Source organism: Methylobacterium sp. E-012 (assembly GCF_057836545.1).
The window spans coordinates 753,004-775,532 of the sequence record NZ_JBYQEY010000001.1 but is presented as its reverse complement, the minus strand read 5'-3'; the positions used below and the strand labels follow the sequence as shown (position 1 = coordinate 775,532).

Annotated in this window: 15 protein-coding genes; 6 read left to right on the top strand and 9 right to left on the bottom strand. The window is 70.9% G+C overall.

The genetic code is table 11. The features are described 5' to 3' along the window. Positions 1-5: 5 nt before the first annotated feature. Positions 6-5,084 carry a S8 family serine peptidase gene (locus AC3IF1_RS03580; protein ID WP_489215904.1) on the bottom strand — a complete coding sequence of 1,693 codons (5,079 nt, stop codon included), beginning with the start codon at positions 5,082-5,084 and terminating at the stop codon, positions 6-8. 526 nt (positions 5,085-5,610) lie between these two features. Between AC3IF1_RS03580 and AC3IF1_RS03575 the strand changes: the two genes are divergently transcribed. The 6 genes from AC3IF1_RS03575 to AC3IF1_RS03550 all read left to right on the top strand — a co-directional run bounded on the left by AC3IF1_RS03575 (position 5,611) and on the right by AC3IF1_RS03550 (position 12,067). Then, positions 5,611-6,537, top strand: coding sequence for a cupin domain-containing protein (locus tag AC3IF1_RS03575; RefSeq protein ID WP_489215902.1), 927 nt, complete (start codon positions 5,611-5,613; stop codon positions 6,535-6,537). Between the two features lie 171 nt (positions 6,538-6,708). Then, positions 6,709-7,953 (top strand): metallophosphoesterase family protein, encoded by a 1,245-nt coding sequence (locus tag AC3IF1_RS03570; protein WP_489215900.1) that lies wholly within the window; start codon positions 6,709-6,711, stop codon positions 7,951-7,953. A 58-nt stretch (positions 7,954-8,011) separates the two neighbouring features. Continuing rightward, the gene (locus AC3IF1_RS03565) at positions 8,012-9,280 is read left to right on the top strand and encodes an arsenic transporter (protein ID WP_489215898.1); all 1,269 of its coding nucleotides are present in this window, start codon (positions 8,012-8,014) and stop codon (positions 9,278-9,280) included. A gap of 30 nt (positions 9,281-9,310) precedes the next feature. Further along, positions 9,311-10,231 carry a DMT family transporter gene (locus AC3IF1_RS03560; RefSeq protein WP_489215896.1) on the top strand — a complete coding sequence of 307 codons (921 nt, stop codon included), beginning with the start codon at positions 9,311-9,313 and terminating at the stop codon, positions 10,229-10,231. A 12-nt stretch (positions 10,232-10,243) separates the two neighbouring features. Next, entirely contained in the window at positions 10,244-11,632 is a 1,389-nt protein-coding gene (locus tag AC3IF1_RS03555; RefSeq protein ID WP_489215894.1) for a TAXI family TRAP transporter solute-binding subunit, read from the top strand. A gap of 198 nt (positions 11,633-11,830) precedes the next feature. After that, on the top strand, positions 11,831-12,067 hold the full coding sequence (locus AC3IF1_RS03550; RefSeq protein WP_489215892.1) for a hypothetical protein: 237 nt from the start codon (positions 11,831-11,833) through the stop codon (positions 12,065-12,067). 90 nt (positions 12,068-12,157) lie between these two features. Here AC3IF1_RS03550 and AC3IF1_RS03545 read toward each other — a convergent pair whose 3' ends face one another. The 8 genes from AC3IF1_RS03545 to AC3IF1_RS03510 all read right to left on the bottom strand — a co-directional run bounded on the left by AC3IF1_RS03545 (position 12,158) and on the right by AC3IF1_RS03510 (position 22,294). Beyond that, positions 12,158-12,766 carry a M15 family metallopeptidase gene (locus AC3IF1_RS03545; RefSeq protein ID WP_489215890.1) on the bottom strand — a complete coding sequence of 203 codons (609 nt, stop codon included), beginning with the start codon at positions 12,764-12,766 and terminating at the stop codon, positions 12,158-12,160. 655 nt (positions 12,767-13,421) lie between these two features. Continuing rightward, the gene (locus tag AC3IF1_RS03540) at positions 13,422-14,561 is read right to left on the bottom strand and encodes an amidohydrolase/deacetylase family metallohydrolase (protein WP_489215888.1); all 1,140 of its coding nucleotides are present in this window, start codon (positions 14,559-14,561) and stop codon (positions 13,422-13,424) included. Positions 14,562-14,578: 17 nt separating this feature from the next. Further along, a complete protein-coding gene (locus tag AC3IF1_RS03535; RefSeq protein ID WP_489215886.1) occupies positions 14,579-15,577 on the bottom strand; it encodes an ABC transporter ATP-binding protein in 999 nt (332 codons plus the stop codon). A 247-nt stretch (positions 15,578-15,824) separates the two neighbouring features. Then, positions 15,825-16,835, bottom strand: coding sequence for an ABC transporter ATP-binding protein (locus tag AC3IF1_RS03530; RefSeq protein ID WP_489215884.1), 1,011 nt, complete (start codon positions 16,833-16,835; stop codon positions 15,825-15,827). Continuing rightward, positions 16,835-17,689: an ABC transporter permease gene (locus AC3IF1_RS03525; RefSeq protein ID WP_489220309.1), complete on the bottom strand. Its 855-nt coding sequence runs from the start codon at positions 17,687-17,689 to the stop codon at positions 16,835-16,837. Before AC3IF1_RS03525 ends, AC3IF1_RS03530 begins: the two co-directional genes overlap by 1 nt. 116 nt (positions 17,690-17,805) lie before the next feature. Continuing rightward, the gene (locus AC3IF1_RS03520) at positions 17,806-18,747 is read right to left on the bottom strand and encodes an ABC transporter permease (protein ID WP_243972853.1); all 942 of its coding nucleotides are present in this window, start codon (positions 18,745-18,747) and stop codon (positions 17,806-17,808) included. 263 nt (positions 18,748-19,010) lie between these two features. After that, entirely contained in the window at positions 19,011-20,597 is a 1,587-nt protein-coding gene (locus AC3IF1_RS03515) for an ABC transporter substrate-binding protein (RefSeq protein ID WP_489215882.1), read from the bottom strand. Positions 20,598-21,016: 419 nt separating this feature from the next. Continuing rightward, the gene (locus tag AC3IF1_RS03510) at positions 21,017-22,294 is read right to left on the bottom strand and encodes a polyhydroxyalkanoate depolymerase (RefSeq protein WP_489220308.1); all 1,278 of its coding nucleotides are present in this window, start codon (positions 22,292-22,294) and stop codon (positions 21,017-21,019) included. Between the last annotated feature and the right edge of the window lie 235 nt (positions 22,295-22,529).

Genomic DNA, 22,529 nt, shown 5'->3' with positions numbered 1-22,529 from the left:
TTCCGTCACCAGCGCGCCTGCAACCCGGCGGAGACCACCTGTGCGGTGGCGCCGGGGCGCAGGTCACCCGTGTAGCTCAGCGACAGCATCACGTCCTCGGCCACCGGACCGGTCAGGCTCGCGCCCAGCACCGCCCCGTCCCGGCCCAGCGCGCTGGTCCGACCCGCGAACGGCACGCCGAACAGGCTGGAGCGCACAGGGGCGCCGGTATCGGCCAGCTCGTGCGCCCAGTAGGCCCGGCCCTCCAGGCGCAGGCCCGCCGTGCCGTCCAGCGCCAGGCTCGCCAGCCGCCCGCCCAGGAGGAGGCGCGCCGCATCGAGGGCGCCCGTGGCGAAGCCCTGGCTCGCCAGGCCGCCGCGCTCGGTCGCCCGGGTCCGGGTCAGCCGGTCGTAGCTGAACCCGACCTCCGGCACGAACTCCACCGGCAGCCCCGTTGCCAGCGCGCTGCCGGCGAAGCCCGACACCCCGGCGTCCCAGCCCGAGGCCAGCCCGCTCGCCCGCGACAATGCGGAGCCCAGCGCCACAGTCCGGTCGATCCGCCCGTCCGCGTAGGAGCCGCCCGCCGTACCCCGCAGGATCACGGCACCGAGCCGCGCGCCGGCGTAGAGGGTGCCGCCGTAGCTGTCGGTGGTCGAGCGGCCGAGGCCGAAGCCCGCCCCCCGCGACGCGCCGGTCTCGCGCAGGTAGCTGAACGCCCCGCCCACCCGCGTGTCGGCTCCGACCTGCCGGTCGACGCCGAGCAGCAGCCCGCCCGCGTCGAGATCCGCCCCCGCGGCCGCCCGGTCGCCGGCGCGCGACCCGAACCCGTAGAGCGCGTCCGCCCAGATCCGGCCCTCGCCCGCGGCCAGCGGCTGGTCCGGGCCCCCCGCGCCCCCGCGCAGCTGCAGCGCCGAGCGGTTCGGGCCGAGCCCCGGATCACCGGCGCTGAACGCCGCCGCCCCGCCGCCCTGCCCGCGCAGATGCCGGTCGATCGTGTCGGCGACCAGGCGGCGGGCCGCGAGATCCGCCATCACGGCGTCGCCGTAGGCCTGGCCCGACAGGCTCGCCAGCCCCCCCGGCAGGGAGGCCGGGCCGGCCGCGTAGAGCGGGTCGAACACCCGCGCCCGGGTCGCGTCCGGCCGGGTGCCGGCGGCCGGACGGGCGACGTCCAGGGCCGCGCCCACCGCCCGGGCGTTGCCGGTCTGGGACAGGCCGAGGCCGGCGAGGGTGCCGTAGGCGGCCGGCGTGACCACGAGGTCGAGGCCGGTCGGGGCATAGAGCGCGTCGAAGCGTGTGCCGGCCGCCAGGCCGGAGGCCGGCTGGGCGAGCCCGGCGAAGGCGCCGGTCAGCCCGGCCTGCGCGGTGAGCACGGCGAAGCGCTGGCCCAGAGCCGGGGTGAAGCGGTTGCCGGCATTGCCGGTGATGCCGCGCAACTCCGGTACCAGGGTGCCGTCGGCCGCGACGCCGCCGCTCGGGCCGAGCGCCAGCAGGCGGGCGTAGCTGCCCGCGCCGGTGCCGATGCCGGGCCCGTCGATGTCGAGCCCGAAGCGGCTCCCGGGGGCGAAGGCGACCGGGCCGAGCACCGTGAGCGTGCCGGGGGAATTGCCCGGCCGCAGGGCGCCCGCCACCGTCACCGGCGCGGCCACGGTGCCGATGCCGCGCAGCGTCCCGGCGGCCGCCACCGTCACGGGCGAGGCCCAGAATCCGTTGAGCGCGAGCGTGCCGGCCTGGACCGTGGTCGGCCCGGAGAAGCGGCCGGGGCCCGTGAGCAGGAGGCTGCCGGATCCGGCCTTGGTCAGGCTGGTGGGGCTGGCGCTCTCCAGGATCGCGCCCGCATAGGTCGCGCTGGCCGAGCCCGTGACCGTGATCGAACCGTTGCCGATCACGCCGCCGGCCGGCCCCGAGAGGCTGGCGACCGTGAGCGCGCCGCCGCCAAGGTCGAGCGGGCCGGCATTGGTCAGGCTGGTCAGCCCGGCGAGCGGTCCGGTGACCTGAAGCGATCCGGCGTTGATCAGAGCGCCGTTGAGCTGGCCGGAGAGGCGCGCGGTGCCGGCGTTGGTCAGGTCGGTGTCGAGGACGCCGTCGCTGGCGACCAGCCCGGCATTGGCGAGGCCCGCGGGGGCCGCGAGGCGGGCGGTCTGGGCGACCGCGACGGTCCCGGCATTGGTCAGCGGCCCGGCGAGGCTGTAGGCGCCCGCGCCGGTGACCGCCAGGGTGGCGCCCGCCGCGTTGGCGAGGGGGCCGTCGCTGGCGACCGGCCCGGAGACCGCGAGGGTCCCGGCCTGGTTGCGGATGGTGCCGTCGATCCGGCCGGCGCCGGCCAGCACGGTACCGGTGTTGGTCAGCCCGCCCGCGATCGTCCCGCCGGTGATCAGGCTGCCGGTGATCAGGCTGCCGGTGTTGCTCGCCCCGCCCGTGATGGCGCCGCCGTTGAACGCCAGCCCGGCATTGGCGAGGCCGCCCGCGATCGTCCCGCTCGTCACCAGCGTGCCGGCGTTCGACACCCCGCCCGCGATCGTCCCGCCGGTGATCAGGCTGCCGGTGTTGCTCGCCCCGCCCGTGATGGCGCCGCCGTTGAACGCCAGCCCGGCATTGGCGAGGCTGCCGGAGATCGTCCCGCGCGTCGTCAGTGCGCCGGTATTGGTCACGGCACCGGTGATCGTGCCGCCATTGGTCAGGAGGCCGGCATTGCTCAGGCCCGCCGGGGCCGAGAGGCCGGCGGTCTGGGCCACCGCGACGGTCCCGGCATTGGTCAACACGCCGGCGAGGCTGTAGCGGCCGGTCCCCGTCACTGCCAGGACGGCGCCCGGCGCGTTGGCCAGGGTGCCGCCGCTGGCCACCGGCCCGGAGACGGCGAGGAGCCCGGCCTGGTTGCTAACGGACCCGTCGATCCGGCCGGCGATGGCCAGCACGGTTCCGGCGTTGGTCAGGCCACCCGTGATGGTGCCGCTGGTGGTCAGGCTGCCGGTGTTGATCGCCCCGCCCGCGATGGCGCCGCCGTTGAACGCCAGCCCGGCATTGGCCAGGCCGCCCGCGATGGCGCCGCTGCTGGTCAGGGTGCCGCGGTTGTCCACGCCGCCGGCGGCGAGGCCGGCATTGGCGAAGGTGGCGGTGGAGCCGACGAAGACCGGCGCGACGAGGCTGCCGGTCGCGGTCAGCGCCAGGGTACCGCCCGTCACGCGGGTGCCGCCCGTATAGGTGTTGGCCGCCGACAGGATCGCGGTGCCGGATCCGGACTTCTCCAGCGTCCCGGACTGGGCGCCGTCGGCCATTGCGCCCGCGAAGGTCGCGCGCCCCTGGTCGATGCCGAGCCTGCCGAGGCCGTCCAGGGTGACCGGCCGCCCGGTGGTGAATCCGTCGGCCAGGACCCGCAGGCCGCCACCGTTGCCGAGGGTGAGCCCGGTGCCCGCCGCGCCGAGATTGGCGTCGCGCGACACCGCCAGGGCGCCGCCGTAGACCGCGGTGCCGCCGGTGTAGGTGTTGGCCGCCGTGAGTGCGAGGGTGCCGGGGCCGGTCTTCCAAAGCGTACCGGACCGGGCGCCGTCGGCGACCAGGCCCGAGACGGTCGCCGTGCCCTGGTCGATGCCGAGCACGCCCAGGCCGTCCAGGGTGACCGGCCGCGCGGTCGCGAACCCGTCCTGCCGCACCCGCAGCCGGCCGCCATCCCCGAGGGTGAGCCCGGTGCCGTCCGCGCCGAGATTGGTGTCGCGCCACACCACCAGGGTCCCGCCATAGACCGCGGTGCCGCCCTGGTAGCTGTTGGTGCCGGTGAGTTCGAGGGTGCCGAGCCCGGTCTTGGTCAGGCCGCCGACGCCGGAGATGGCGTTGGCGAAGACACCGTAAGAGGCTTGGCCGTCGGAGGTGGTGTTGACCGTCCAGGTCGCGGTGAACTGACCCGGACCGTCGATCGCCTTGCCGAGGTTCAGGAGGCCCCAGCCGTAGGTCGCGTTCGGGGCGTCGGCGGGACCGTCACCGAGATGGGTGGCGGTGGTGAACATCGTCTGGGCGATCTGCGGCGCGGTCAGGAACGGGAGGGCTTGGCGCAGCACCGCGGCCGCACCGGCCACGTGCGGTGCCGCCATCGACGTGCCGCTGATCGTATAATAGCCGTCCGTTGTCTGACGGCGCGGATGGAGGTTTCGAGGCCAGGTCGAATAGATGTCCGTACCCGGAGCGGCAATGCACCAGGACGCCGCGACGCCGCACAGGTTACTCGAATCGTTTGGATCATTGTCTTGGTCGATATTCACCACCGCGACGACGTAACCTGACACGGACGAAAAATCTGCCTCCCGCCGCTCGATGCCGTTCTGGTCGATGAGCCGATAAACATTCCGATCGGCATTCTCAGGGCGCATATAGGGAATCAGCGAGGAGCTTGAAGCGTTATTCCAATTGTAAAGATTTCGAGAAACGTGGTTGTTGCCGGAAGCGAAGACCAGGAGCGTATCCTTGTCGGCCGCCCGCTTGATCGCCTCGTACTCCGCGTCGAGTGCCTCGTAGCTGTACGTTTGATAAACGTTCGAGTCCCTGAAAGAATACCCGTAACTTCCATTGATGACGCGCGCGCCGTGCTGAACGGCGTAATCGATTGCCGCATGGGTATTGCCGATGAGTTGGGTCGTGGGCTCATTATAGGTGTTGCTATCGCTCGTCCCGACGATAGACCGAAGGGCCAGGATCGTGCTCTCGAACGCGACACCCATCATGCCCCTGGGATCACCGTCGCGCGCAGCGCCGATGGTCCCGGATACGTGCGTGCCATGGCCATCCCTGTCCACGATGGAGGGCATGGCGAACGGAACAGGCGTTTGTGGGAGCCAAGCGTAAAAGTCGGCCGAGTCCGGGGAGATCCGCGTTCCACCGGGGTTCGCCAGGTCGCGGAACTCCGGATGTCCGGCATCGATGCCGGTGTCGACCACACCCACCAGGATGCCGCGTCCGGTGAAGCCCCGGGCGTAGGCGGTCGCGGCGTTGATCGCCCCGAGGCCCCAATCGTTCCGGTACTCGGGCGTCTCGAAGTCCTGTTGCGTCAGACCGACCGTCGAGGGCGAGTGCAGCGGCGCCAGATCCTCGGCCAGCGCCGGCCCCAGGGCCGCGACCAACGCGACGAGCGAGCAGCCGATACATAAAGTCCTACGCGCCGATTCCGCTCGATTTGTTCCGTAACTATCGTTTTCAGGCAAATTCCAAAATTTATTGGGACAATCCGCGATATTGTGTCGATTAATCATCGGATCGCCCTCGATCTTTGCTCTGGCGCTATTGAATTTTGCTCTAGGCGAGTCGCATTCAACCGTCTGTTACCTTGCCGCAACAGACAGCTCGGCGGTCGTCCATTTGGACGACGATCCCCCTTTCTGGAACGGATGGACCCCTCGCTCAGCGGGACCGCAGGGTCGCGCGACGCCGCGCTTCGATATTGTCCGCGCAGAAACGCACGCCGCCGGCACCGGGAAGGGTATCGATTCGGTCTTCGCCGGGGCGCAGTCGCCGACAATGCACATCGCCCCGACCGCCATAGGGCCCCAACGATCCCGCCGCAGACTACCGCCTCGATGTTCTACAGGATCTCGGCGCTATACTGTGTTTATCATCGATCGAAACTGGGACGCGCGTCAGGCTCCAGCCATGTCTTCTGATCAGAGAGCGCCGAACTCCGATGCGCGCCCGCCCGTCGGCGGGGTCGCCTGCCTGCGCTTCGGACCGCCGCAGGATCCGGACTCGGTGGGCCGGGCCCGGCAGGACCATCTCGCGGCGATCTTCGCCGTGAGCTTCCGGCCCGAGACCGACCTGACGGTCCCGATCGCCATGCGCAGCTACCACCTCGGCGACCTGCTGGTCGGCGACGTGATCGCCCCGGCCCACGCCCTGGGGCGGTCGCCGCAGATGGTCAGCCAGCAGGGCCTCGACCACATCCTGCTGCAGTTCTACCGCCGGGGGCAGAGCCGCGTGGAGACCGACCAGGGCCCCGGCACCGGCGCCGCGGTCCAGTGCGTCGTGTTCGACCTGGCCCAGCCCGTGCGCATCGTCGCGGGGCCGGTCGACGCCACCAACGTCGTGATCCCCCGCGCCCAGCTGGAGCGGCAGGGCTGCCACCCGGACGCCCTGCACGGCCGCGCCCTCGACCATGACGGCGATCCGTTCGGGCGCCGGGTCCACAATTTCGTGGCAAACGTCGTCGCCTGCGGCGACCTCCTCGACCGGCGCGAGGCCCTCGCGGCCTCGGCGGCGATCACCCAGCTCTGCGCGAGCTGGCTGCGCGGGCAGGCGGGGGCCGGGCCGGTCCGACGCACCGCACCGCCCGGATCACACCCCCGGCGCGGTCCTGCATCGCTGGATCGAGAGTCTCTGACCGGCCGGATTCTGCCGCGCCCGCCGCGACAGGGCCCTGGGCCGAGGACCGGCAATCCTCGTGGCGCCGCGGCAAGCATCGGCCGACCGGGCCCTGTCGTCCCGACGGCCGGGCATGTGTCCACCAAGCAGACACAAGGCGTCCGATTTCACGACACTTTGCGGGATCTATCCGGGGCGCCGACGGCGATCACGAAAAATTAGGTTCCCCCGCGGCCACGCTCGGGCCCGATGCCGGAACTCGGCCGCATCCGGGGCGTCGGGCCGGTCACGACTGTCGCGGTGGATGGTCGGGGCCCATCCGGAGAGTGCGATGGCGGACGGGACATTCAGGGTGATCGGACGGGGGGCGGGCCGCCGCCACGCGGGCGCCCCATGAGCGGGGTCCGCGACGTGTTCGCCTTCGCGCATATCGGCGACCTGCACCTGGAATGCGCGGGCGACCGCAACGCCGAGGACCTGCGGGCGATCCTGCGTGAGGTCGACGGCCTCCACGGGCGGGGTCTCGTCGACTTCGCCTATCTGCCGGGGGACCTCGCCGAGGACGGGAAGGCGGAGCAGTACGCGATCCTGACGGAGGCCCTGGCGGCGCATCCGGACCTCCCGATCCGCCTGATCCCCGGCGACCACGACCGCCAGCACGGCGCGATGGCGGCCTTCGACGCGCTGTTCGCCGCGGTGGCGCAGGGCGCGCGGGGCGGCGCGCACGTGCCACGGCACCACGACCTGCCCCGCCCCGAGCAGCCGACCCGGATCGCGCATTACTACTTCGCCGAGACGATCGCGGGGGTGCGCTGCATGTTCCTCGACATGGTCAGCCCCGGCTACGGCCGGAAGGGATTCGGCCTCGACTTCCGGCTCGGGCCCTTCCAGCTCGCCTGGTTCGAGGAGGAACTCGCGGACGCCACCCGGAACGGCCTGCCCTGCGCGGTCTTCATCCACACCTATCCGGACGACCTGCAGCACCACGCGGAGAAAACGGCCCTCGCCGGCCTGATCCGGGGGCACGCGGTGCGCCTCGTCGAGATGGGCCACACCCACTACAACGAACTCGCCCATGACGGGCGCACGCTCTACGCCTCGGCCCGCTCGGTCGGCCAGAACGAGGACGGCTCTGTGGGCTACGCGGTCGCGGCGATCGACGGCGCGGTGACGAGTTGGCGCTTCAAGCCCCTCGACCGGGCCCTGCCCTTCGCGATGATCACGGGCCCCGCCGACCGGCGCCTCGCCACCGCGGCCCTCGACGCCGCGGACGGGGCGATCACGGTGCGGGCCCTGGTGCTCTCGGACGCCCCCCAGGCGGAGTGGCGCTGCCACGCCCGCGTCGACCACGGGCCGCCGCACCCGATGAACCCGGCCGGCCCGCGCATCGTCGAGGCGCGGATCCCCTGGCCGGACGGGTCGCGCCGCCTCTCGGTCACGGTGACGGACGGCACGCTGGACCCCCGCACGGGTGCGGCGAACGCCGACACCGACACGATCGAGCCGGTGGCGCGCGGCTTCACGCCGCCCCCCGCCCCGGACCGCCCCGGCAGCGACGCGCTCCGGACATCGGCCTGGCCGGAGAAGGGCATCCGCGGCGACCAGCTCGGCCCCAACCGCTTCGGCCGGCACTGGTAACCGGCTCTCTACCCGAGCCAGACCTTCGAACTTCACGACCTGAGGAAGACCGGACCCGATGGGCGCGCTGACGCTGACACCCAACCTCGCCACCTGGGCCATCGCGGCGCTCGCGACCCTCGGGGTGATCGTGCGGCCCTTCTCCTGGCCGGAGGCGATCTGGGCCGTGCTCGGCGCCGGCGCCCTGGTCGCCCTCGGGCTGCTCGCCCCCGCCACCGCCTGGGAGGGCGTGCTCAAGGGCACCGACGTCTACCTGTTCCTGGTCGGCATGATGCTGATGTCGGAGGTGGCCCGGAAGGAGGGCCTGTTCGACTGGCTCGCCTCGATCGCCGTGCGGGCCGCCAAGGGCTCGGCCACGCGGCTGTTCACCCTGGTCTACCTCGTCGGCACCGTCGTCACGGTGTTCCTGTCGAACGACGCCTGCGCGGTGGTGCTGACGCCGGCCGTCTACGCGGCCACCAAGGCCGCCAAGGTGGAGAACCCCCTCCCCTACCTGTTCATCTGCGCCTTCATCGCCAACGCGGCGAGCTTCGTGCTGCCGATCTCGAACCCGGCCAACCTCGTGGTCTTCGCCGAGCACATGCCGCCGCTCGTGCGCTGGCTCGGCCTGTTCGCCCTGCCCTCGCTGCTCGCCATCGCCACCACCTACGCGGTGCTGCGCCTGACCCAGGCCGGGACGCTGCGCGGCCAGAGCGTGGCCACCGATGTCGAGGCGGCGACCCTGTCGCGCACCGGCCTCGTGGCGGGGATCGGCATCGTGGCCACCGGCGGCGTGCTGATCGGGGCCTCGGCGCTCGGCCTCGATCTCGGCCTGCCGACCTTCGTGGCGGGGCTCGCCACCACCCTGGTGGTGCTGCTGCTCAAGCGCGGCGGCTTCGTCGAGGTCGCCAAGGACGTGTCGTGGAGCGTGCTGCCCCTGGTCGCCGGCCTGTTCGTGCTGGTGCAGGCCCTGGAAAAGACCGGCGTGCTGGCCACGCTGGCGGACCTCCTCAAGGGCTACGCCCACGCCGCCCCGACGGAGACCGCCTGGGGCGCGGGCGCGCTCGTCGCGGTGCTGTGCAACCTCGTCAACAACCTGCCAGCCGGCCTGATCGCGGGCGCCGCCGTGCACGCGGCGGATGTCCCCGAGAAGGTGGCGGGCGCGATCCTGATCGGCGTCGATCTGGGCCCGAACCTCTCGGTGACGGGCTCGCTCGCCACGATCCTGTGGCTCACCGCCATCCGCCGCGAGGGCCAGGATGTCGGCGCCTGGACCTTCCTGAAGCTCGGCCTGCTGGTGATGCCGCCGGCCCTGGTGCTGGCGCTCGCCAGCCTGCTCCTCGTCTGATCCCTTCCCGGAAACCCAAGGTCTGCGCGCGTGACGGCTGCCCTCCTCTATCCCTTCATCCTCGTGGCGGGCGCGCTGCAGGCCCTCGGCAACGCCATGAACGCGCAGCTGCGCGGCAGGCTGGTCAATCCCTGGCTCGCCGCGACCGTGTCGTTCCTGCCGATCGTCTTCGTGTTCACGACCCTGTTCTTCACGATGCCGACGCCGCTGCCGAGCCTCGACTCCCTGAGCAAGATGCCCTGGTACGCGCCGCTCGGGGGCGTCGCCGGCGCGGTGGCGGTGTTCGGCGGCCTCGCCTTCATCGACAAGGTCGGCGCCGGGCCGTTCAACGGCCTGACGCTCACCGCCAACATCCTCACCTCCCTGGCGATGGACGCGCTCGGCCTGTTCGGCCTGCAGGCCGCGGGCTTCAAGCCGATGCCCTGGCTCGGCGGCCTGCTGATGGCGGTCGGCGTGACCTTCATCGCCCGGTCCGGCGGCAAGAGCGAGGGCGGCGAGGCGGGCGTCGGCGGCAAGCTGCTCTATCCGTTCATCCTCGTGGCCGGCGCCCTCATGGCGATCGGCGTGGTCTGGAACGCGCAGCTGCGCGGCGCCCTGGAGAATCCCTGGCTCGCCGCGGCGGTGTCGTTCGTGCCCGTCGTGTTCGTGTTCGCGCTGGTGTTCCTGCTGCGGCCCTCGCCCCTGCCGAGCCGGGCGGACATCGCGGGCGTCCGCTGGTGGATGCCGCTCGCCGGGATCACCGGGGCGGTGGCGGTGTTCGCCGGGCTGCTGTTCGTCGACAAGGTCGGGGCCGGGGCCTTCAACGGCCTCTTGATCACCGCCAACCTGATCACCTCGGTGGCGCTCGACCATTTCGGCTGGTTCGGCATGAAGCAGGTCAAGGCCGGTCCGCCGCGCCTGATCGGCGCCGCCCTGATGGTCGGCGGCATCGTCCTGATCTCGCTGTTCTGAGCGTCCGGGGCGATGTGGAGCCTCCCCGCCTGGCTGCTGCGTCGGGAGGTTCTGCTCCTGGCGGGCGCCGCCCTCCTGGGCGCGGGCGGGGTCGCGGCGTGGTACCTCCTGCAGGCGACCGTCCTGACCATCGCGGTGGCCCCCCGCGACGGCACCGAGCCGGAGCTGATCAAAGCCTATGCCGACGCCCTGGAGGCCGGCCGCGGCAACGTCCGGCTGAAGATCCTGCCCTTCGACGACGTGCGCGAGAGCGCCGCCGCCCTGCAGGACGGGCGCGCCGACCTCGCGGTGGTCCGCCCCGACGTGCTGCTGCCGACCAACGGGCTCACCCTGGCGATCCTGCGCGATCAGGCGATGATCATCGCCTCGCCGGACCCGGGCGGGATCACCAGCTTCCCGAAGCTCGCCGGCAGGCGGCTCGGCATCGCGGCCCACCGGGACGCCGATCTCTGGCTGCTGCGCAACCTCCTCGGCTATTACGGCCTCACCCTGGAGGAGACGGCCGGGCCGGGCCGGGACTCCGCGGTCCTGCTGGTCCCGGTCGATCAGGAGGCGGTGGCAGAGGCATTCCGCGCCAAGCGGATCGACGCCTTCGTGAGCATCATCGCCCCCTCCGCCCCCAAGGCGCTGGCCCTGGTCGGGGCCGTGCAGTCGGTCGCCCGCGGCGGCAAGGTCGCCTTCGTCGCCGTGGAGGACGACGATGCGGTGATCGAGCGCTTCCCGCGGCTCCAGGCGGTGACCGTCCCGGCGGGCCTGTTCGGCGGTCGCCCGAAGCTGCCGGCCGAGGACGTCAAGACGGTCGGCGCCTCCTACCGCCTGATGGCGCGCGCCTCCCTGAGCCGCGTGGTGGCGGCCGACGTGGCCCAGCTGCTGTTCGAGAAGCGCACCGCCGCCGCGCAGGTGACGGACGCCGCCGAATACGTCCAGGCCCCGGCCTACGACACGACCGTGGCGGCCACCAGCGCCCGCATCCCGATCCATCCCGGGGCGATCGACTATTTCGAGCGCGACCAGCACGGCTTCATCGAGCGCTACGGCGACACGCTCTATCTCCTGGGCGCCCTCGCCGGCGGCCTCGTCTCGGTCCTGGCCTGGATCCGGCAGCGTCTCGCCAGCCTGCGCCGGGAGCGCATCGACGAGATCATGGACCGGCTCCTGGAGATCGCCGGGCAGGCCCGGGCGCTGCAGGATCCGGCGGCGATCGACGCCCTCACCGTCGAGGTCGACGCGCTGGCCATGGACGTGGTCCGCTACGCCCGGGAGCGGGAGCCGGATCAGCGGACCCTGGCGGCGGCCGCCGTGGCGATCGATACGGCCCGGGCGACCCTTGCGGATGACCGCATGCGTGCGGCGGATGCCGGCGCCCGGATCGGGCGACCGGTCCGGCTGCAGGGCGGCTGAGGGGACGCCCAGGCGGGTCCGGCGGAGGATCACCCCCAGCGCCGGGACGGAGATTCGCCGCGCTTCGGCCTCGGCCCGACCGATGAGAAGAAGCTGTTCGTCTCGCCACGCAGGGAGAGAACAAGAGTCTCTTGGCCCAGGGAAATACGAAAGACGCGTCCATTGCGGACGGGGCGCCCGGAGGCAACATTCCACCCTATGCGTACCGCCCCGGAAACCCAGCCGACAGCCTTCGATCCGTTCGGCGAACCCGTCGCGGACGGCGTCGCGCGCGCCTGCCCGGAGGCCGCCGGCGACCGGACGGCCCGCCGCTTCGCCGGCGCCGTGTTCTGGACCCTCGCCCTGGCGATCCTGGCCGGGCGGATCTATACCTACGACCTGCCGGCAGTGCACGACGTCGCCGCCCACGCGGTCCAGGTTCTGGCCCTGCGCTAGAACCCCGACCCGCTTCTGGTTCCCGGGAGGCCGTTTGCCCACCGTCGAGCCGCCGGCGATGGCCGGGCTCGCGCGGGGCGATCGGCCGCGTTAGGCGACCAGATCGACGTCCTGGTAGCCCATCTCCGCGATGTAGTCGGCCGCGGCCACCAGCTCTCCGCCCGGGGGAGGTCCGACATCGATCTGATCGATGACGTTCCAGCTCACCTCGAAGTGCATCGCATCCTTCTTGCCGGAAAATCCCGCCCCCCAATACCAGCCAGCGGCCCTGAACGTCTCGTAGATGTACAGGAATCCGAGCTGTGTCTTGTTCACTCCGAACGGCACGACATCGGCCCCGAAATACAGGTCGATCGCGCAGCCCCAGCTGTGGTTCGAGAATTTCGACGGATCGGACTTGTTTTCCCGGACACACAGCATTCCGGCGGTATGGATCTGGGCGTACACGTCCGGATGATCCCCTCCAATGCCGGCGAAAATCTTCGTCAGGGAATCGATCGCGAAGTTCATCCCGGTCGCTCGGAAGGGGCCGACCGATGCAGTCTTGATCAAGCTCTTTCTGGGTCCCGTATAGGGCGAACACTTTGCGGCCAGATTACCCGGACTGCCGAATTTCTGCATCAGCACCGACGCCGGACAAGCGGTCAGACCAGCATTAAGACCGGCCGGAATATCGACGACATCCGAAAGAGAGGCCATGGCGCATCTCCCTATTCGCACCGAATCAATTAATATCAATATTATATGTTTTTGTCCACAAACTTCAGATCTGTGATCGAAAATTGAATACATTCAATATTCTAAGGATTTAACCCAGCGTCTTCACGCGGAGGACCAGATGTTCTCAAGGTGGAGACGCTCCGAATCGAGCATCCCCGCCGGTGGCCCAAGGACATCCGACGTCGAGAGGCAATCGTCCCGTTGGGTAGAGGCGCGGACCACCATCCGGGTCGATGCGGCGGCCGACGGCGCCCGATACGGCTTCTCCACGCAGTCCGCGACATGCGGGCGGCGCAGGTCCGGATTCTGGCTGAAGCGTGATCGTGGAACAGGCTCGCTCATGGACGGCACGGCGTCTCGATGGCGCGGCGTGGCCAAGAAACCGGACGGTCGACGCTGAAGCCTGTTCGTTGGTCCTTCCGCGCTCAACCACATCCTGGGGCGCTGAAGCGGAGCGTAGGCCTCCTTCGCGATTGCTGCGCAGCACCTCAGGATGCGGAGAAGATCGGGATACGCGTCAGTCAAAACCGTCACGCGGCGGCAATGGCGCCGTCAAACCGGCGCTCATGGGCGAGCAGCCATGTGTTGCAGTCTTAGACAGCCACGGGCGGTTGCGTGTCCCGGTCCCGCACCCTCACATCGGGTGCCACCACTTTCCCCGCAGCACCACGCCCTCGGCAAGGATCCGCTGGGCGCCGGTCATGTGCTCGCCCCGCGTGTCGACATAGTCGAACGCCCCGTCCCGGACGGCCAGCACGGTGGCGTCGCCGAGCGACCCGACCTTCAGGCTCCCGTATTCCATCCGCTTCACCGCCACGGCGGCGTTCACCGTGGACGCCGCGATGACGTCGCGGAGGCTCATGCCGAGGCAGAGCATCTTCGACATCGTGGTGACCTGATCGAAGGCCGGCCCGTCAATGCAGAGCTGGTGGACATCGGACGAGATCGTATCCGGCAAAAAACCGCCCGCCATCATGGCCCGGGCGGTCTTGAACGCGAACGAGCCCTTGCCGTGGCCGATGTCGAACAGCACGCCCCGGGCCCGGGCCTCGCGCAGGGCCGGCTTCACCGCACCCTGGGCGGTCACGGGGGAATTGGGGAACGGCCGGAAGGCATGGGTCAGCACGTCGCCGGGGCGGAGCATCGCCAGCACCTCCTCGTAGCTCGGCGGCGGCTCGTCGATATGGGCCATCAGCGGCAGGCCGGTCTCCTCCGCCACCTGAAGCGCGATGCCGAGCGGCGCGGTGCCCTGGTCCCCGGAGGAATTGCGCCCGACCCGGACCTTGATGCCGATGATCACGTCCCGGTTGGCCTCGGCGACCTCCACGGCCTCGCGGGGCGCCATCAGCCGCGGATCCTGGCTCTCGCCGACCATGATCGTCTTGGAGAAGGCGTAGATGCCGGCGAACGACACGTGGAGATAGGCGAGGATCCGCGCCTCTGATCGGTCGATGACGTGCTTGCGGAATCCGGCAAAGTTGCCGGGCCCGGCGCTGCCGGTATCGACCGACGTGGTCACCCCGGAGGTCCGGCAGAATTCGTCGGCGTCGATGCCGATCGAGGTGCCGCCCCAGTAGACGTGGGTGTGCAGGTCGATCAGGCCCGGGGTCACGATCGCGCCAGCCATGTCGCGCACCTGCGTGCCCGGGCCGACGGGCAGGTCGCGGCCGAAGCCCGAGACCCGGCCCTCCGCGAAGGCGACGTCGCAGATCCCGTCATGGTCCTGCGACGGGTCGATGACCCGCGCGCCCTTCAGGAGGAGGTCGTGCTGCACAGCTGTCTCCGGATCGGTCAGGCCGCGACCGCCGGTGCGGCGGCGTCGTTGAGGTGGCAGGCGGCGAAGTGGCCGGCGCCGACGCGGTCGAGCCCGGGCACCTCGACCCGGCAGCGGTCGAAGGCCTGCGGGCAGCGGGTGTGGAAGCGGCAGCCCGCGGGCGGGTTGATCGGGCTCGGCACGTCGCCCTTGAGCACGATGCGGGTGCGCCCGGCCCCGGGCTCGGGGATCGGCACCGCCGAGAGCAGCGCCTGGGTGTAGGGGTGCTTGGGCGCCAGGAACAGGTCGCGGCGGGGGCCGATCTCGACGATCTTGCCGAGATACATCACCGCCACCCGGTGGGTCATGTGCTCGACGATGGCGAGGTCGTGGGAGATGAACAGCATCGCGAGGTCGAGCTCGCGCTGGAGATCGCGCAGCAGGTTGACGATCTGCGCCTTCACGGAGACGTCGAGCGCCGAGACCGCCTCGTCGCAGATGATCAGGTCCGGCTCGGCGGCGAGCGCCCGGGCGATGCCGATGCGCTGGCGCTGGCCGCCCGAGAATTCGTGGGGCCAGCGTCCCAGCGCCTCCCGGGGCAGGCCGACCCGCTCCATCAGGGAGGCGAGCTTCGCCTCGAGATCGGCCGAGCCCCTGGCCAGCCCGAAATTGCGGATCGGCTCGGCCAGGATCGCCCGCACCCGCATCCGCGGGTTGAGCGACGAGAACGGGTCCTGGAACACCATCTGGATGTGGCGCCGCAGGGGCCGGAGCGCCCCGGCCGAGAGGTCGTCGATCCGCCGGCCGTCGAGCACCACCTGGCCGGCGGTGGGGGCGTAGAGGCGCATCAGCGCCTTGGCGACCGTGGACTTGCCGCAGCCGGATTCGCCGACGAGCGACAGGGTCTCGCCCCGGGCGACCGTGAAGGACAGGCCGTCCACCGCCTTGAGCACGCGGTTCGACCGGCCGAACAGGCCGCCGCCGAGGGCGAAGTGCTTCTTGAGGTCGTTGACCTCCAGCAGGGTGCGGCCGGTCACGGGCACAGCTCCGTATGAAGGTTGAGCGCGGCGATGCCCGCGTCCTCCCTCCCCCCTCTGCGGGGGAGGGTGGCCCCCGAAGGGGGTCGGGAGAGGGGAACGCGGCTTCCGAAAAGGACGCGACCGTCATGAGGGCCGAGCCGATATCTGCACCGGCGCTCCCCTCTCCCCCCCTGCTGCGCAGGGTACCCTCCCCCGCAGAGGGGGGAGGGAGGGCGTGTGGGTTTGCCGGTCCGTCCCAAAAGACTCATGCCGCCAGCGCCTCCTTCGGCGCGTAGTGGCAGGCGGCGAGGTGGCCCGGCGCCTTCGGCTCGAGCGCCGGGGCGTAGGTGCGGCACACATCGGTCACGTCCGGGCAGCGCCCGGCGAAGACGCAGCCCTCGATCCGGCCCTTCAGGCTCGGGACCATGCCGGGAATCTCGGCGAGCCGCGCGTCGCCGCCGTGCTCCAGGGCGCCGAGCTTGGGCACCGCCCCCATCAGGCCCCGCGTGTAGGGATGGCGCGGCGCCCGGAACAGGTCGCGGACCGACGCTTCCTCGACCTTGCGGCCGGCATACATCACCACCACCCGGTCGGCGACCTCGGCCACCACCCCGAGATCGTGGGTGATCAGCATGATCGCGGCGCCGACCCGGGCCTTCAGGTCGCGCATCAGGTCGAGGATCTGGGCCTGGATGGTCACGTCGAGCGCCGTGGTCGGCTCGTCGGCGATCAGGAGCTTGGGCGAGCAGGCGAGCGCGATGGCGATCATGACCCGCTGGCGCATGCCCCCCGAGAGCTGGTGCGGGTATTCCCGGACCCGGCGCCGCGGCTCGGGGATGCCGACCAGCGTCAGCATCTCCACCGCCCGGTCCTCGGCGGCGCGCCGGCTCAGGCCCTGGTGCAGGCGCAGCGTCTCGCCGATCTGGCGGCCCACCGTCAGCACCGGGTTCAGGCTGGTCATCGGCTCCTGGAAGATCACGCTGATGTCGTTGCCGCGGATCTTGCGCATGGCGCCGTTGGGCAGGTCGAGGAGGTTTTTGCCCTCGAACTTGATCGCGCCGGCGATGCGGGCCGGCGGCTCGGGCAGGAGCCGCAGGATCGACATGGAGGTCACCGACTTGCCGCAGCCGGATTCGCCGACGATCGCCAGGGTCTCGCCGGACTGGATCGCGAACGAGACCCCGTCGACCGCCCGGTTGACCCCGTCGGGGGTGCGGAAATGGACCTGCAGGTTCTCGATCGACAGGAGGGGTGTGCCGCTCATGCCGGTGCTCATCAGACGTCTTTCGCCATGCGGGGGTCGAGGGCGTCGCGCAGGCCGTCGCCGACGAGGTTCACCGCCAGAACGGTCATCGACAGGAAGACCGCCGGGAACAGGATGATGTAGAACTTCACCTGCCAGAGCGCCCGGCCCTCGGCCATGATGTTGCCCCAGGAGGGAGTGGCCGGCGGCACGCCCGCGCCGATGAACGACAGGATCGCCTCGGTGATCATCGCGGAGGCGCAGATATAGGTCGCCTGCACGGTCATGGGCGCCAGCGTGTTGGGCAGGATGTGGCGCCAGATGATCGCCGGCATGCGCGTGCCCGTGGTCACCGCCGCCTCGACATAGGGCTGCTCGCGCAGGGACAGGACCACGCCGCGCACGAGGCGCGCCACGCGCGGGATCTCCGCGATGGTGATCGCCACGATCACGTTCTGGACGGAGCCGCGGGTCAGCGCCATCAGCGCGATGGCGAGCAGGATCGGCGGGATCGACATCATGCCGTCGACGACCCGCATGACGATCCCGTCGAGCCAGCGGACCATGCCGGAGACGAGCCCGACCGCGAGGCCGGCGATCGAGGCGAGGAACGCCACCGAGAAGCCGACCAGCAGCGACACCCGGGCGCCGTAGACGACCCGCGAATAGACGTCGCGGCCGAGCATGTCGGTGCCGAACCAATACTGGGCGGAGGGCACCCGGGTGCGCTTGGCCGGCGCCAGGGCGGTCGGGTCGACGGTGCCGAGCCAGGGCGCCAGCAGCGCCATCAGGAACACGACGAGGAGCAGGACGCCGCCGGCCACGATGGTCGGGTTGCGGCGCATGTAGGTCCAGACCGGGCCGCGGTGCTTGCGGGCCGGGATCACGTCCGGCAGGGGCGCCGCGACGGCGAGGCCGGGGGGCGGCGCTGCCTTGGGGACGGCCTCCTCGGGCGGGAGCCCGGCGGGCGGGGCGTGATCGGGGAAGGGCGCGACGGTCGCGGTCAATAGCGGATCCTCGGGTCGAGCACGGTGTAGAAGAGGTCGATGGCGAGGTTCACAAGCACGTAGACGAAGCTGAACAGCAGCACGACGCCCTGGATCACCGGATAGTCGCGCCGCAGGATCGCATCGACGGTGAGGCGCCCGAGGCCGGGTATCGCGAAGACCGTCTCGGTCACCACCGCGCCGCCGATCAGCAGGGCGATGCCGATGCCGATCACGGTGACGATCGGCACCGCGGCGTTCTTGAGGGCGTGGATGAACAGCACCGGCCCCTGCGACAGGCCCTTCGCCCGGGCGGTGCGGATGTAATCCTGCTGCAGCACGTCGAGCATGGTCGCCCGGGTCACCCGGGCGATCAGCGCGATGTAGACGAGGCCCAGCGTCACCGCCGGCAGGATCAGGTTGGACAGCCAGGGCCACAGCCCCTGCTCGATCGGCGTGTAGCCCTGCACCGGCAGCCAGCCGAGTTCGAGGGCGAAGACGTAGGCGAGCACGTAGCCGACCACGAAGACCGGCACCGAGAAGCCCAGCACGGCGATCCCCATGACCAGCCGGTCGATCAGGCTGCCGGCCTTCCAGGCCGCGACGACGCCGAGGGGCACCGCCACCACGATGGCGAAGATCAGGGTGACCAGCATCAGCGAGACGGTGGGCTGGACCCGCTGGCCGATCATGGTGGTGACCGGCAGGTTGGTGAAGATCGAGGTGCCGAGATCCCCGTGGAGGATCTGCCAGGACCATTCCCCGAACCGGACCAGGAACGGCCGGTCGAGGCCCAGCGAGGCGCGGATCCGGGCGACGTCGTCGGGGGTCGCCTGGTCGCCCGCGATGATCGCCGCCGGATCGCCGGGGGCGAAGTAGAGGAGGCTGAAGACGAACAACCCGACCACCGCCATGACCGGGATGGTGGCCAGGATGCGCCTGCCGATATAGCCGAGCATGGGGCCTCGCTATGCGGTGGGCCGGAGGGCGCGGCCGGCGCCGCGGATCCCCCTCCCCCCTCTGCGGGGGAGGGTGGCCCCTGCGTCAGCAGGGGTCGGGAGAGGGGAGCCCGGGTTCAGGATAGGGTAGAACAAATGTGACGGACTCAGCCTCGTTCTGTACCGTCGCTCCCCTCTCCCGACCCCCTTCGGGGGCCACCCTCCCCCGCAGAGGGGGGAGGGAGCGCGTGCGGCGCGTACCGGCATGATGACCACCCGCTCCATCACGCCTTCGAAACCCCCCAGGTGAAGGGGATCGGCCCCTTCACGATGCCCGAGACATTCTTGCGCCACGCCTGGTAGCCCAGGAAGAACCCGGTCGGGACGTAGACCACGCCCGCGCAGGCCGCCGCGTTGACCTTGTCGATGGCGGCCTTCTCGGCAGCCGGGTCGGCGGCGTCGAACCACTCGGCGATGGCGGTCTCCACCGGCGGGATGTTCGGCCAGCCGAACCAGGCCGTGTCGCCGCTCGCCCGCACCGCCGGATAGCCCGCCGGGTTGATGGTGTCGGCCCCCGCGTGCCAGGTGTGGAACATGTTCCAGCCGCCCTGGGCAGGGGGCGCCTTGGAGGCCCGACGGGTGCCGGTGGTGCCCCAGTCGGTGGCGACGAAATCGACGTCGAAGCCCATCTGCTTCAGCAGGTCGGCGGTGATGTCCCCCTGGGCCTTGGTGATCGCCTGGTCCTGGGCGACGACGCAGACCACCTTCTCGCCCTTGTAGCCCGCCTCCTTGAGCAGCTTCTGGCCGAGCTTGATGTCGCCCGTGCCGACCTTGCCCCCGCCGGCCTCGCTGTAGAGGGGTGTCCCGGGGGTAAAGAAGCCCGGCAGCTTCTTCCACAGGCCATCGTCGTCCCCGACGATCGCCCGCATGTAATCCTCCTGGCTCATCGCGGTCATGACCGCCTGGCGGATCTTCGGGTTGTCGAAGGGCGGATACAGGTGGTTCATCCGGAACGACCCGATGTTGCCCAGCGGGTCGGCGATGTCGACGGTGAGGCTCGCGTTCTTGCGCAGGAGCGGCACGAGGTCGGAGATCGGGTTCTCCCACCAGTCGACCTCGCCGTTCTGCAGCGCCGCCGAGGCGGTGGCCGCATCCGGCATGATCACCCACTCGACCCGGTCGACCAGGATGCGCTTGCCGCCGGCGAGCCAGGAATTCGGCTCGTCGCGGGGCTTGTAGCCGGCAAATTTCTCGAACACCGCCCGGGCGCCCGGCACCCACTCGTTCCGGACGAATTTCATCGGGCCGGAGCCAACATACTCGGTGATCTGCGTGAACGGGTCGGTCTTGGCGATCCGTTCCGGCATGATCAGCGCCATCGGGGCGTTGGTCTTGCCGAGGGCGAACAGCAGCTTCGGGAACGGCTTCTTCAGGCGCCAGCGGAAGGTCCTGTCGTCGGTCGCGGCCAGCTCGTCCTGGATCCCGCGGATCATCACGCCCATCGGGTCCCGGGCCATCCAGCGGGTGAGGCTCGCCACCACGTCCTTGGCCCGCACCGGCTCGCCGTCGTGGAAGGTCAGGCCGGGGCGGAGCCGGAAGGTCCAGGTCAGGTGGTCGCCCGAGACCTCCTCGGACTCGACCATCTGGCGCTGCGGCTTCAATTGCTGATCGACGCCGTAGAGCATGTCCCAGACGAGGGTGCCGGCGTTGCGCACCACGTACTGGGTCCCCCAGATCGGGTCGAAATTGGCGAGGTTGGCCTGGGGCACGAAGCGCAGCACCTTGGCGCCCTGCGCCAGGGCCGGCCTCGCGATCTGCGGGGCGGCCAGCCCGAGCGCGGCCGAGCCCTTGAGGAAGGTCCTGCGGTCCATCGTGATCTCCCTGGCGGCGCGGATCTCAGGCCCGAAGTGTCGGCCTACACCCTGTGGGCGAGTTTGCGCGGTTCTCGAGCAACGACGCAATGGCCCGGCGTGACACCGGGGCACGGGCCGGCACGCCCCTGGCCGCCGGGCGCGGCGCGGGGGGACGGAGGCAGGCGGGATCGGCGCTGATCGAACTCACGCCCAGCGCCTCGCAAGCCCCGCGCCAGCCCGGCCGGAGATGCGTTATGTATTCAGAATCTGGGGGGTCTCACCGGGGCGGGCCGGCCGGCCTGTACGGGATCCGGTCGACGGGTATGGCAGTCGGAGCCGCCGCGCGCGCTTCCTCCCCTCTCTGCGGGGGCGGGCGGGCGGGCGGGCGGCGGCGGCGAGACCGGATCGGTCCCGTCCAGCCCCCGGATCCGGGCGTCTCAGCCCACCTGCCGCAGGTGGCCGCCGCGTGTGCCCGGGACCGCCCGCATGGCGCGGATGAAGGCCGCGATCCGCGGAGCGATCACCGCCCGGTAGCGGGAGCCGTTGAACACGCCGTAATGCCCGACCCCCGCCTGGAGGTGATAGGCCTTGCGCGCGTCGGGCAGGTTCGGCGTCAGGTCGAGCGCCGCCTTGGTCTGCCCGACCCCGGAGATGTCGTCGTTCTCGCCCTCGACCGCCAGGATCGCGCAGCGGCGGATCGCCCCGAGATCGACCGGCGTGCCGCGGTGCGCCATCCGGCCCTGCGGCAGGGCGTGATCGACGAACACGGTCTGCACCGTCTGGAGGTAGTACTCGGCGGTGAGGTCCATCACCGCGAGATACTCGTCGTAGAACTCCCGGTGCTTCTCGGCCGAGTCGCCGTCGCCCTTCACCAGGTGGTCGAACATGTCGGTATGCGCGGTGACGTGCCGGTCCAGGTTCATCGCCATGAAGCCCGAGAGCTGCAGGAAGCCCGGATAGACCCGGCGCCACGCCCCCGGATAGAGCGGCGGCACCAGGCTGATCGTGTTGCGCTCGAACCAGGTCTGGCCGCGCTCCTGCGCCAGGCAGTTCACCGCGGTGGGCGAGCGGCGCGTGTCGATCGGGCCACCCATCAGGGTCATCGAGGCCGGGACCGCCGGCTCGTCGGCCGCCTCCATCAGCGCCACCGCGGCGATCACCGGCACCGCCGGCTGGCACACGGCCATGACGTGCAGGTCCGGGCCGAGGACGGCGAAGATCTCCTGGAGGTAGTCGATGTAGTCGTCGAGGTCGAAGCGCCCGGCGAGCAGCGGCACCATCCGCGCGTCGGTCCAGTCGGTGACGAACACCCGGTGGTTCGGCAGCATCGCCTCCACGGTGCCGCGCAGCAGCGTCGCGTAATGCCCCGACATCGGCGCGACGATGAGCAGCTTCGGCTGCGGCTCGGCGGGCGGGGTCCCGAAGGCCCGATCGAAGGCGACCAGGCGGCAGAACGGCCGCTCCCAGACCACCCGCTCGGTGACCGGCACGGACACGCCGTCGACCACCGTCTCGCCGAACCCGAAGGCGGGCTTGCCGTACTGGCGGGTGGCGCGCTCAAACATCTCGCAGCCGGCGCTGACCGCCCGCGCGTAGGGGCCGTAGGCCAGGGGATTGCCGGGGATCTGGAGCCCGTAGCGGGTGAGGTCGGCGGCGATCCGGGCCGGCGTCATCAGGGCGCGGGCGCCCTCGTATAGCGAGTAGGCCAGGAGCATCGTCACCTCACGGATCCCCATCCGGCCGCCGACGCTCCAGCGTCTGCCGGCATGGAACTCTCAACGCATCGCGTTGCCAGGATAATGGTCTTCCCTGAACGATAATGGAACATCCCCCATTCAGGCGGACTTGCCTGTGACCACATCGCCCGCGACGATTCGGCCCGGACCGCTTGCCGGCCCCCCTGCCTCCGCGCCATCGCCGGGGCTCCGCGAAAAGCCGCCCGGGCCGATC